Consider the following 13,760-nt stretch of genomic DNA (forward strand, 5'->3'; position numbering starts at 1 on the left):
GTAACTTCTATTAAAAATTTACTAAAGTTTTTTTAATACGTAAAGAAATCAACGATGTTTTGTCTTTATAATAATTTCTTATTAACATTAACCTTGTAATTTTAATCTAACCAGATCGATAAATCCTATGCTCCAGCATCCTAATGCTTTTGGAACCAAACTATCATATAAGTTTTTACAACACCAAGAAACAAATGAAAACTAAAGAAGAACCACAAAATGAACAAAACACCAGACGCGATTTTATCAAAAAATCTGCAATTGGCCTGGCAGCATTTACCATTGTCCCAAGGTATGTATTGGGCGGACAAGGATATCTTGCCCCAAGCGATAAATTAACCAAAGCCGTAATCGGTGTTGGAGGAATGGGCAGAGGCCATTTTGGCTACGAAGGTACCCAGGTAGTAGCCATATGTGATGTTGATCAAAACCACCTTAAACAAGCAGCATCAATGTTAGATAAAGGTGTAAAAACATTTAGTGATTATAGAGAACTGATACAATTACCTGAGGTAGATATTGTACACATTGCTACCCCGCCGCACTGGCATGGTATAATGGCTGTAGATGCTGCCAATGCAGGAAAAGACATTTGGTGCGAAAAACCAATGACACATACCATAGGCGAGGGCAAAAGGGTGGTAGAAGCGGTAAAACAGCATGGTAGAATGTTTAGGTTAAATACCTGGTTTAGGTTTAAAGATACCTTTTACGGAATGGGCACTACTGTAAAACCGATTAAAAAATTGGTAGATAGTGGTATGTTGGGCTGGCCATTAAAAGTAACCGTAAGTAAACATACGGGCTACGACTGGAAATTTTATTGGGTGGGCAAAGATCATTTAGCGCCTCAGCCCGTACCGCCAGAATTAGATTATAATGCATGGTTAGGCCCTGCACCATATAAGCCTTACAATGCACACCGTGTTCACCAAACTTTTAGGGGTTATTGGGATTATGATGGTGGTGGATTAAGCGATATGGGACAACATTATATCGATCCGATTCAATACTTTTTAGGTAAGGATGATACCAACCCAATTTCTGTAGAGGTTGATGCACCACAACAACATACCGATGCAGTAGGCATTTGGCGCAGGATTACCTATACTTATGCCGATGGCTGCCAGATTATTTTAGACGGTGAAGGTAAAGATACCAATGTGCCTTATATAGAAGGTCCAAAAGGTAAATTGTATCCGGGTTTTAAATCTGATATTCCTGATCTGGAACGTAAACTGGCGCAATTCCCTGATCCTGATCCTGAGATTGTAGAATTTTCAGAATCGGTACGGACGAGGAAAAAATTCGCTTTAAATGAAGAGAACGGACACCGTTCATGCAACATTGTAAATATTGGTTTGGCTGCCTTAAGATTGGGAAGATCGTTAAAATTCGACCCGGTTAAGCAAGAATTCGTAGATGATGAGGCTGCTAACAGATTGATTAATCCCGTAATGCGTGCACCATTTTCTATTTAAAACATCTCAAATACAAACCATCATGAACAAAAAAATATTATTGGTGCTGCTAACCATTGTAATGCTTACAAATGCATTATTTACGGCAAGGGCTCTGGCTCAAGATAAAAAAGACGAGAGAACTACAACCACACGTATTGCCGATCTGTTGGCACAATTACCTGCCCGAGATGCTGCGCAACTAGAACGCAATATGAAAGAAGTTGCCGATTTAGGTGAAGAAGGTTATGTAACCTTGATTACTGGTTTAACCGCTTCTGAAAAAGGAAACAACGCCCTTATTGAGTATGCAGTAGGTGGTTTTACTGCTTATGCTACCAAAACTGGTCAACAGAATTTAAGGAGTATGGCCATCAGCGCCTATTGCAAAGCGTTACCCAAACTAACCGATAAACAGAACAAAGCATTTATCATCAGTCAGTTCGATTTAGTAGGAAATGATGCTGCGGTAGCCTGTTTAACAGATTATCTTGCTGACGAACAATTGGCTGATGAAGCATCGAGAGCACTGGCCAAAATTGGTACTGCCTCTGCTACAAATGCATTGGTTAGTGGCTTGAGTAAAGCAAACGGCAAAGCAAAAATTGCCATTGTAGAAGCATTGGGCCATACTAATGCTAAAGCAGCAGCTACAGCTATTGCGCCATTGGCTACTGGAACAGATAAAGCATTAACCAAGGTAAGTTTGTATGCACTGGCCAATATTGGCGATGCATCTGCTAAAGAAATTTTGATAAAGGCTGCTGAACAAGCTGGTTATAAATACGACCAAACCAATGCGGTTGCGGCTTTATTGGTGTACGCACAGAAAAACGTAGCAACAGATAAAGTGGGAGTGGAAGCAATAGCCAAAACAATATTAGAAAAAGCAACGGCTGATGATCAGGTAAACGAACGTACTGCGGCCTTAAAATTACTTTCGGCAACACAAACCGATCAACAAGCCTTGTTAGCTGCCATGACCGATAAACAGTTCGAATTTCGTGCGGCTGCGGTTAAATTTGCTGCTGCAGGTGTAAATGATACCAATAGTGCAGCCTGGGTAAGCCAGTTAAAAAAGGTTGATGCCCCAACTCAGGTTTCTATTTTAGACATGCTTGGCAATAGCAAAGCAAAATCTGCATTGCCAGCCGTACTCAAACTAATTAAAAGCGACGATCAGCAGGTAAAACTGGCTGCAATTAACGCCGCTGTAAAACTTGGACAGGAAGAGGTTATAGACGATCTGTTGAAGTTAATGGGCAAAGGAGATACAGCAGATATTGCCGGCATTTCTAATGGTATTTTAAGAATAAAAGGCGAAAGTGTAGCCACTAAAATTGGCGCTTATCTTCCGAAAGCTAAACCAGAAGTGCAGGTTGCCTTAATTAATATTTTAGCTGCCCGTGCAGCAACAAGCCAAACGGAAGTTATTTATACTGCATTAAATAGTAAAAAACCTGAAGTACGAAAAGCAGCATACCTTTCATTACAACATGTAGCAGTAGCTGAAAATAAAGCACAATTATTTGATCTTTTAAATAAAACCACCGATACCGGCGAACTTACTGCTGTACAGGATGCCATTATTGCTTCGGTAAAAGGATCAGCAGATAAAGCGGCACAAACCAATGCCATTGTCCAGCAAATGAGTAATACACCTGCTGATAAGAAATTGTTGTTTTATAAGGTACTGGGCAGTTTAGGTGGCCAGCAATCGTTAAAATCGGTGTCAGAAGCTTACGCCACAGGCGACGATGCCACCAAAAAAGCCGCAATTGAAGCACTTTCTTCATGGTCGGATGCAGGCTCGACGGATGCATTGATCGGTATTGCACGCAGCACGACCAATCCAGACTTTTTGAACCAGGCGATTGTGGGTTACTTAACTTTGGTAAGAAATACAAAGTACCCAGCTGAGCAGCGCTTATTATTGTTGCGCAATGCGATGGCAGTGGCTAAAACACCAGTACAACAACAGCAGATTCTTAAAGATACCGAACAGGCCAAATGTTTTAATGCGATTGTATTTGCAGGTCAGTATTTAGATAATGTTACTTTACAACAGGCTGCTGCAAACACGGTGATGAATATTACCATGGCTGGAACTTACAATGGCGACATTGTAAAAGGCTTATTAAATAAAACCATTACAGTAATTACCGGAGGCGATGCCGGTTACCAGAAAGAAGGTATGCGTAAGTATATTTCTGAAATGAAAGCCGGCGAAGGCTTTGTTCAGGTTTTTAACGGCAAAGATTTATCCGGCTGGAAAGGACTTGTGGCCGATCCGATCAAAAGATCAAAAATGGATGAAAAAGCCTTAGCCGAGGCGCAAACAAAAGCTGATGCCGAAGCAAAGGAAAGCTGGAAAGTGATTAATGGCGAGCTACAGTTTCAAAGTCATGGCAATAACCTTGCTACTGTTAAAAAGTATGGCGATTTTGAAATGTTGGTAGACTGGAAAATCATCGATGATAAAAAAGGAGAAGGCGATGCGGGTATTTACCTGCGCGGTACACCACAGGTACAGATCTGGGACCTTGCCCGTACAAAAGTTGGTGCTCAGGTCGGTTCGGGTGGTTTGTACAACAATCAAACGAACGAAAGTAAACCGCTTAAAGTAGCCGATAACAAGTTAGATGAATGGAATACATTCAGAATCTTAATGAAAGGCGACCGTGTTACCGTTTATCTGAACGGACAGTTGGTTACCGATAATGTAATCTTAGAAAATTATTGGGACAGAAGTTTGCCGATTTTCGCAGAAGAGCAGATCGAATTGCAGGCACATGGCTCGCCGGTTGCTTACCGCGATATCTACATCAAAGAAATTCCTCGTCCAAAACCTTTTGAACTCAATGCACAAGAGAAAAAGGAAGGTTATAAAGTATTGTTCGATGGAACCAATATGCATAGCTGGACAGGTAATACTACTGATTACGTTATCGAAGATGGAAACATCGCTATCCGACCAAAACCAGGTAAAGGATCAGGAGGTAACTTATTTACCAAAGAAGAATTCAGCGATTTTGTTTACCGTTTCGAATTTCAGTTAACCCCAGGTGCAAACAACGGTTTAGGAATCAGAGCTCCTTTGGAAGGTGATGCTGCTTACGTGGGTATGGAACTGCAGATACTGGATAATGATGCGCCAATTTATAAAGACCTGAAAGTGTACCAGTACCATGGTTCGGTTTATGGTACTATCCCTGCCAAAAGAGGGTTTTTAAAGCCTTCGGGAGAGTGGAACTATGAAGAAGTGATTGCCAAAGGATCGAAGATTAAAGTGATCTTGAACGGCACTGTAATTTTAGATGGCGATATCGAACCATTTAAGAAAAACGGCACACCAGATCATAAAGAACATCCGGGTTTATTACGCGAAAGCGGACATATCGGCTTCTTAGGTCATGGTTCTCCTGTTCAGTTCCGCAACATCAGGATTAAGGATCTGAGCAAGAAAGAGACAGCTCAAAAAGAAACTGATACAAAAGTTACAGGTAAAAAGAAATAAGTTAAATTTAGCATTATAACAGGTTGAATAATGATAGAAGATAAGGCAAATTCGAAAACAGAAAATTCGAGAAGAAACTTTATTAAAACAACAGCACTTGCTGCCGCTGGATTTATGATTGTACCCCGCCATGTGTTGGGTGGGCCAGGTTTTCTGGCGCCAAGCGATCGTTTGCAATTGGCTGGAATAGGTGCAGGTGGAAAAGGAGAGGGCGATATTGCCAGTATTGTTAGGGGAGGAAAAACAGATGTTGCTTTTTTATGCGATGTAGATGATAGAAGAGCTGCAAATTCTCTAAAAAACTTCCCAAAGGCAAAATATTACAAAGATTATCGTGAGTTATTGGATAAAGAAGGCAAAAACATTGATGCCGTAACGGTATCAACACCCGATCATACCCACGCGCAAATTGCCATGGCAGCCATGCAATTGGGCAAACACGTGTATGTGCAAAAACCTTTAACGCACGATATTTACGAAGCCAGAATGTTAACCGAAGCCGCAAACCGCTATAAAGTGGTTACGCAGATGGGTAATCAGGGTGCTTCGGGCGATGGCGTAAGAAGACTTCAGGAATGGTACGATGCAGGCAGGATAGGTAAAGTTCATACCGTTTACTGTTGGACTAACCGGCCAGTATGGCCACAGGGAATTTCGTGGCCAAGTGGAAAAGCCGAAATACCGAAAGAACTCGATTGGGATTTGTGGTTAGGTAGTGCTCCATACAAAGAATATGTAAATAAACTGGTTCCCTTTAACTGGAGGGGATGGTGGGATTACGGCACCGGAGCCATTGGCGATATGGGCTGCCACCTAGTAGAGCCTCCTTTTAGGGTGTTAGGTCTGGATACTCCAATCAGCGTAGAATGCAGCGTAGGCAGTGTATATGTTGATGAATTTAAGCGTGCTTATTTAGCGGAAAGCTGTCCGCCATCAAGCCACGTCATTTTGACTTTCGCTAAAACGCCAAAAACCAAACATGAGGTTCAGGTGCATTGGATGGATGGAGGCATTAAACCAGAACGTCCGGAAGAATTGGGACCTAATGAAAGTTTCGGTGATAATGGTGTGCTTTTTATTGGCACAAGAGGTAAGATGATCTGTGAAACCTATGGCAAAAATCCAAAGTTGTTACCACTCTCTCGCAACGAATCAGATAGAACGAAAATCACTATCCCGCGTATCGCTAATCAGGAAGAAGGCCATTATACTCAGTTTGCCGAAGCCGCCATTGCCGGTTATGGAAAAATGGAACTGAGTTCGCCATTTGAAATTGCCGGACCACTTACCGAAACTTTATTGATTGCCAACCTGGCCATTAGGGGCACAGATGTACAACGCAGAGATGCAGCAGGTAAAATCAGTTACCCAGGCAGAGATATCAAAATGCTTTGGGACAAAATAAATATGAAGGTGACCAATTTTGATGAAGTAAATCAATTTGTGAAACGCGAATACCGTAAAGGCTGGACGTTGGGGGTTTAAGATTTAGTATGTCGAAAGAAAATAAGAATTTAAAGGTATTAGTAGTAGGCTGTGGCAATATGGGCGCTTCCCATGCCACAGCTTATCACACCCTACCCGGTTTTGAAATTTGCGGATTGGTTTCTATCGGTAAGAGCAAAGAAAAACTTAACGAAAAATTAGGTGGACAATATGAATTGTATACTGATTTTTACGAGGCACTTGAAATAACCAAACCAGATGCCGTTTGCATTTCTACTTATCCCGATACACACGAAGCTTATGCCATAAAATCTTTCGAAAATGGTTGCCATGTGTTTATCGAAAAACCATTGGCCGATAGCGTTGAAGGTGCAATAACGGTGGCAGAAGCTGCTAAAAAAGCGAACAAAAAGTTATTGGTGGGATATATCCTCCGCTATCATCCCTCCTGGGAGAAATTTACATCGCTGGCTCAGGAAATGGGAAAACCTTTGGTGATGCGCATGAACCTGAACCAACAGAGCCATGGACCTAAATGGACGGTGCACCGTAACCTGATGAAAAGTTTAAGCCCAATTGTTGATTGTGCCGTTCATTATATCGATATTATGTGTCAAATGACCCGATCGAAGCCTGTACAGGTGAGTGCCATTGGTGCCAGGCTTACTGACGATATCCCGGAGTGGAATTACAATTACGGGCAGCTGCAGATCCGTTTCGAAGATGGTTCTATTGGTTGGTACGAAGCTGGCTGGGGTCCGATGGTGAGCGATAATGCTTTTTTTATTAAAGATGTTTTTGGCCCAAAAGGATCAGTATCTATCATGACCAAAAAAGCAGGTGCAGCCGGAAACTCTGATAACATTGATGCGCATACCAAAACCGAATCGATTAAAATACATCATGCCGATTTAGATGCCAATGATGAATTCAGCAAAGCTGATGAATGGGTAGACCTTACTGATGAGCCCGATCATCAGGAGCTGTGCAATCGTGAGCAGCGTTATTTCTTAAAAGCCATTACAGAAGATATTGATTTGACTGATGCTACCGAAGATGCTGTAAATAGCCTGAGGATCGCTTTTGCCTGCGATGAATCGGTAAAAACCGGTGAAATGATCCGGTTAGAATAAAATTATTTCTTGTCATTTCGGTTGCTGCGGTCGTCCTGCTGAACTCGTTTCAGCATCTATGTAGCTCGAAATTTAAGGTCTAAATGTCAGGCCTCATTTCGAGCAAGTGCAGTGATGCCGGGAAATCTTTAAATTAGTGTGCCAGATGGTAACATCTGACACCACAAAAAAAATCTCGTCATTTCGATTGGAAAACACTGAAATGCCTGTCCCTTAGGCCTATTGCACAAGCCTGCTTTTCTGTTTCGTTTGCCTAAAGAATAGTCTTCAATAAACTGTTTTCCAAGTTCTGGTACTATTTCTTTGCAAAAGTCAGCAACGTTTACAAAAATTTCTATAATTTTAGCTTTGAGCCCGAGAGTGTTGTGATTTTTTAATAAACTGATTTACAGCTGTTTGTTATTAAAGTCATGCGCTTTGCTCTCTTTTTATATACGTTTCTTATCCCTAACTCCTTTTAAAATAATGAAGACAAGACTGATGCTACTTATATTAGGTAGTATACTGGCAACACACCTTACAACTTCTGGACAAACAATTGCCAAATATCGCCTCATTGCCATTACAGACATCGGAAATGAGCCTGATGATTTTATGTCGATGGTCCGGTTAATGCTATACTCCAATCAAATCAATATTGAAGGGCTCATCGCTTCAACATCCATTCATCAATCAAAAAAGGTTAGCCCAGAACTCATTGAAAAAGTTATTCATAGTTATGAGAAGGTGCAGCCTAACCTTCTAAAACATGAACCTGGATTTCCGACAGCGCAAAAATTATTAAGCCTGGTAAAAAAAGGGCTTCCGGTTTATGGGATGGAAGGCGTAGGAAAAGGCAAAGATTCGGAAGGTTCAGACTGGGTTATCAAGATGCTTGAAAAGGATGACAGCCGCCCTTTATGGGTGACTGTTTGGGGCGGCCCGAATATACTGGCGCAAGCACTCTGGAAAATTAGGGAGACTAAAAGCGAAGGGGAAGCAAAAAGGTTGATAAGCAAGCTCAGGGTATACACGATTTCGGACCAGGATAATTCGGGGCCATGGATACGCAAGAATTTTCCTGGCCTTTTCTACATCGCAAGCCCGGGAAATTATTATACAGCTACATGGTCAGCTATCTTAAGCGTATTCCCCGGCGCTAACAACGAAGTTGTGAGTAATGATTGGCTTGCGCGAAATATCCAGCAGGGACATGGGCCGCTCGGGGCAATCTATCCTGATGTGTCTTTTGGCATGGAGGGTGATACCCCGTCATGGCTTTCGCTGATTCCCAATGGACTGAACAACCCAGAACATCCAAATTGGGGAGGTTGGGGCGGACGTTATGAATTTTACAAACCACCCTTTGACCCCAAGGTAAAATGGATTGTTCCGCTGGAAGAAGAGACGAGACCGTTTTGGACAAATGCCGAAGACGAATATACACCTTGGGTGCCAGGCAAATGGGGGAGCGCCATTGTAAAAGACACAGGTACCTACAAAAACAACCATGTAACGATTTGGAGATGGAGAGCAGAAATCCAGAATGATTTTGCGGCAAGAATGGCTTGGTGCAATACGGATTATAAAGCTGCTAATCATCCACCTGTTGTGAAACTCAATACGCCTGAACAGCTCAAGGTAAAATCCGGCGAGACATTTAGTCTTGACGGCAGTGAATCCTATGATCCCGATGGAGATGCGCTGAGTTTTCAGTGGTTTCAATACAGGGAAGCAGGAACTTTGCCTAATAAAATAGCGGTCACTCCGGCAGAAAACATGTCTGTTATTACAGAATTAAAAGCGCCAGAGGTAAATGGTCCTCAAACTACTCACTTCATTTTGAAGGTTACCGATAAAGGAACACCCCGGCTAACCCGATATAAAAGAGTAATTGTAACCATTCTTCCAAAGTAATGAACGATAAGGACATGGCATCATTTCGACTGGAATGCAGTGAAATGGAGAAATCTTTAAACTATGCTTGTTGGGATAGTTTAAAGATTTTGCTTCGCAGAGCCTTCGGGTTCTCGACTGCGGTTGAAATGACGCTTTATCCTAAACTGTCACCTTAGCTCTTTTGTTTTTTTAAAGCTGAATTCGCGAAATGACGGAATTATTGCCTGTGGACCTTCAAAAGGTACTCCCTAAGTTTTTTATATTCTCCTTTTGCCCTTCCTCAGCATTATAGACTTAAACCATCGTTTCGCGTACAGTAATGAGCCGTGTTTTTCTTGCTTATTTTTAATCTAAATTGCTTTGATTCAGATTTGTTTTTTTTCTATAATTACAAAATGAAATTTAAACTATTAATTCTCTCAATTCTTGTTTCTTCGTCTATTCAGGCACAAACAAATTTGAACCCAGGTTGGGAATATTTTTTTAAAAACAACCGGACAGCGGCACGCGATTTTTTTACGAAGGCAGCACTTAAACCTGCATTTTCAGATGAAGCAAATGTTGCATTATCTATGATGACTGAAATGGACCGGCCAGCCAAAGAAGGTTTTAACTACTTAAATAAATTATCCAATACGGCTAAAAACCCACAACCATATCTTGTTGCACTTTGGAGCGATTTGCCCAATAATGCGTCGAAGATAAAGACGGCCGACCAGTTGGAATTTTATAAAAAACTGGCAGCGAGAAAAGATGTTGACGGCACCATCAATGCATTGGCCTATGCATCGTTAGGTTCGCATTTTGAAGAGGAAAAACAATATGCCGAAGCTGATCAGTATTTCAATAAGATTGGCGAAATTGAAAATTGGTTAATCACGGGTGAATATGAAAATATTTCGACCAGCGGTTTCGATAAACTGTACGATGATATTTTAGCCCATCCAGAACTTAATTATGTTTTTACGGGTAAAAAGAACCGAAAATTTAGCTGGAGAACGGTACCTTATGTACGGCATGATAAATGGTTCGATTTTACCTATTATAACACTTATGAAAATGCATTACAGTTTGCCCAAACATTTGTTAATGCACCTGCAAGTACAGTAGCGCAATTAAGAATCGGAGTATCCGGATCGGTAAAGGTTTGGTTAAATGATCAGCTTTTAATCAGCGAATCAGAAGAAAGAAACAACGATCTTGACGCTTACATTGTGCCAGTTAAATTAAATCAGGGCTATAACCGCATTTTGGTGCAGATAGGCGAGAGCTATGCGGGTAGATCGAATTTTATGCTGCGGTTAACTGATGCCAACGGAACACCAATAAACAACCTTTCTACTACCAGCACACCACAGGCATATTCACAAGAAACAAACCCTGTACCAGTTCAGCTAAAACCACTTGGATTTAAATATTTCGAAGATGCCCTGAAAGCAAAACCACAGAGCTATTTAAATCAGTTAATGATGGCTAAGCTTTATTTGCGTTTAGGAAATGTGTTCGATGCAAGGTTGATCCTGGAGAAACTTAAAAAACGTTTTCCTGAAAGTACCTATCTCAACCTGATGATGATAGAACTGTTTGTTAAAGCTGATAATAGAACCGGAATTGAAACCCTCAGAGAAGAAATTAAAACACACGATCCGGAGTGTTTGCTAGCCCTGGAGCTTGTATATGCCGAGCATTTCCAACAGAACGATTACGTGAGGGCAAAAGAAGTTCTTGCTAAACTGGAAAAAATTTATGGCGAGAATGAAACGGTGTTGATGAAAAAACTAAATATACTTGGCCAAGAGAAAAAACAACCTGAAATTATAGACCTGGTGGAGAAAATTTATCCACAATATTTAAATTCAGCAGATATTATCAATTTAAAATACCTTATCGAAGTGCAGATTAGGAAAAACCCTAAGGCGATTGATATTTTGCAAAAATATATTGATGAAAATAACGATTACAAGGCTGCTAAATATGTGGCAAAGCTGCATTTTGATAAAGGAGAAACCGATGCAGGTATAGATATTTACAAAAAGGAATTGCAGAACGATCCGATCGGATTTTCGATCTACACTGACCTAGCTGGCATTTATTATCAGTTGCAACAATACGATGAGGCAGAAAAATTATATTTAAAAGTGCTCGAGATCGATCCAAACAATGCTTTTGTATATTCTCAGTTAGGTACACTGTATAATGCAAATAAACAGAAAGAGAAAAGTATTAAGGCATACGAAAAGAGTTTACAGATCGACCCGAATAATTACACTGTTATCCAGTTATTAAGAACACTTCAGGATAAAAAAGCTGTATTCGATTATTTCGATAAACCCGATGTTAAAGTGATGGTTAGCAAGGCGCCATCTAAAACAGAATATCCCGATGGGCAGGTTGTGGTTTTGAATAATGAAGTACAGAAAGTTGTTTATGAAAACGGTGGATCAGAAGAGAAACACTTTTTTACTGCAAAAATACTGACTCAAAAAGGCCTTGAAAGCTTTAAAGAATATGCTATTTCATATAACAATGATCAGAATTATGCTGTCGAAATAGCTGAGGTAATAAAAGCAAATGGCACAAAAGTTCCTGCCGAAACCAATAACAATGAGTTGGTATTTACAAACCTCGAAATAGGTGATGTAATTAATATCCGCTATAAAATAGAAAATTTCCATGTTGGGACAATGTCTACCCACTTCTGGGACTCTTTCTATTTTAGCGATGGTTTGGATAACCTTAATATTAAGTATTCATTGTTAATCCACCGCGATAAAGCTTTTAAATATGTTTTCTCACAGCAGGACATTGCTCCTGTTAAAACGGCAAAAGACGAGTTTGACCTGTATGTATGGGGAAAAAATAAACAGGAAGCTTTGAGGTATGAGGATAAAATGCCTCCAATGGATGACGTAACAAACATGCTTTATTTATCATCTATTCCCGACTGGAAATTTATTGCAGACTGGTATGACAATATTGCATCGGCTAAAGCACGGAGCAGTTATGAAATAAAAACAGTAGTAAACGATTTGTTTACAGGTAAAAGTAATTTAGATGATTTAACCAAAATCAAGATGATTTATAATTACATCATTACCAACATCGCATACAGCTCCGTATCGTTTAGGCAGAGTGGTATTATTCCTCAAAACCCGTCAACGGTTATTAATACAAGAATTGGCGATTGTAAAGATGTATCTACACTTTTTGTGAGTATGTGCAAAGAAGCTGGAATTACAGCGACGCTGGCTTTGGCAAACACCAGAGATCGTGGGCAGAATACGTTATTGTTACCCAGTATAGAATTTAATCACTGTATTGCCAAATCTACTATAGGAGGGAAAGATTACTGGGTAGAGCTTACTTCCGGAACATTGCCTTTTAATACTTTCAGCAATACTTTCTTAGGATCTAATATCCTCGAAATTAATAAAACGAGCACAGCACTCACTAAGTTTAATCCGGGTATAAGAGGAAGAAATATGATGGGTTATAAAACCGAGGTTAAGCTGGAAAATGCCGATATGACGGTTAAGGAAACCAATTGGAATACCGGATCAATGTCTAGCTATATCAGAAGTGTTTTTAACGATTTGAGCAGTGCAGATCAAATCAAGAAAATGAAAGAAGATTTAACCGGTATCTATCCAGAAAACGAGATTTTTAACCTTAGTTTTACCAACCTCAATACCTCAAAATCTACTTCAGATACTGTGGGAACAGCCTGTTCGTACAAATTGCTCAATGTAAGCAAAAGTGTAGCAGGCATGTCGATATTCTCTATTCCATGGTCAAACAAATCGTATGCAACGGCTTTACAGGTGGTTTCGCCGCGGAAATTTGGTATCGATCTTACCCAATTGTTTGGTGTTGATGAGTCTAATCAGGAATTATCGTTAGAGCTTCCAACCGGAAAAGCTATGGTTCAGCCTTTTAAAGCGGTTCAACTGAGCAATGATTTTGTCGATTTTAAACTAGAGAGTGTACAACAAGGAAATAAACTCGTTTTAAAGCGGAGTTTTGCATTAAAGAAAGATTATGTCCCTTTGGATAAGATCGATCAGTTTAAGGCTTTTTATAAAGAAATGGCTGAGGCTGATGATCAGCAACTGGCTATGAAATAAGAACAACTTAGAGAGGTTGTATCATAAATGTATTTTATCCTTAGATTTTTGTCATGTTGAGCTTGTCGAAACACATAAAAGCATATTTAACTAAGTCCTTCGACAGGCTCAGGATGACAAATTCCATATTTATGATACAAACCCTTTAAGTTATATAGAAAATTACTAAACAAACTTAGCTACATCTCAATAGCAAATTCGG

At 40.2% G+C, this 13,760-nt stretch carries 6 protein-coding genes; all 6 read left to right on the forward strand.

The features are described from left to right. Nucleotides 1–194 precede the first annotated feature (194 nt). The 6 genes from J7E57_RS00970 (at nucleotide 195) to J7E57_RS00995 (ending at nucleotide 13,558) form a co-directional block, all read left to right on the forward strand. Nucleotides 195–1,481, forward strand: coding sequence for a Gfo/Idh/MocA family oxidoreductase (locus J7E57_RS00970; protein WP_215129717.1), 1,287 nt, complete (start codon nucleotides 195–197; stop codon nucleotides 1,479–1,481). 22 nt (nucleotides 1,482–1,503) lie between these two features. Further along, the gene (locus J7E57_RS00975; protein ID WP_215129719.1) at nucleotides 1,504–4,977 is read left to right on the forward strand and encodes a DUF1080 domain-containing protein; all 3,474 of its coding nucleotides are present in this window, start codon (nucleotides 1,504–1,506) and stop codon (nucleotides 4,975–4,977) included. Between the two features lie 30 nt (nucleotides 4,978–5,007). Beyond that, the gene (locus J7E57_RS00980; protein ID WP_215129721.1) at nucleotides 5,008–6,462 is read left to right on the forward strand and encodes a Gfo/Idh/MocA family protein; all 1,455 of its coding nucleotides are present in this window, start codon (nucleotides 5,008–5,010) and stop codon (nucleotides 6,460–6,462) included. A gap of 8 nt (nucleotides 6,463–6,470) precedes the next feature. Next, nucleotides 6,471–7,556, forward strand: coding sequence for a Gfo/Idh/MocA family protein (locus J7E57_RS00985; protein WP_215129723.1), 1,086 nt, complete (start codon nucleotides 6,471–6,473; stop codon nucleotides 7,554–7,556). 465 nt (nucleotides 7,557–8,021) lie between these two features. Next, on the forward strand, nucleotides 8,022–9,452 hold the full coding sequence (locus tag J7E57_RS00990) for a DUF1593 domain-containing protein (RefSeq protein ID WP_215129725.1): 1,431 nt from the start codon (nucleotides 8,022–8,024) through the stop codon (nucleotides 9,450–9,452). A 377-nt stretch (nucleotides 9,453–9,829) separates the two neighbouring features. Then, complete coding sequence (locus tag J7E57_RS00995) at nucleotides 9,830–13,558, forward strand: tetratricopeptide repeat protein (RefSeq protein ID WP_215129728.1); 3,729 nt, start codon at nucleotides 9,830–9,832, stop codon at nucleotides 13,556–13,558. Nucleotides 13,559–13,760 lie beyond the last annotated feature (202 nt).

Origin of the sequence: Pedobacter sp. ISL-64, from assembly GCF_018613605.1 — a bacterium.
In the GTDB taxonomy this organism is placed as follows: domain Bacteria; phylum Bacteroidota; class Bacteroidia; order Sphingobacteriales; family Sphingobacteriaceae; genus Pedobacter.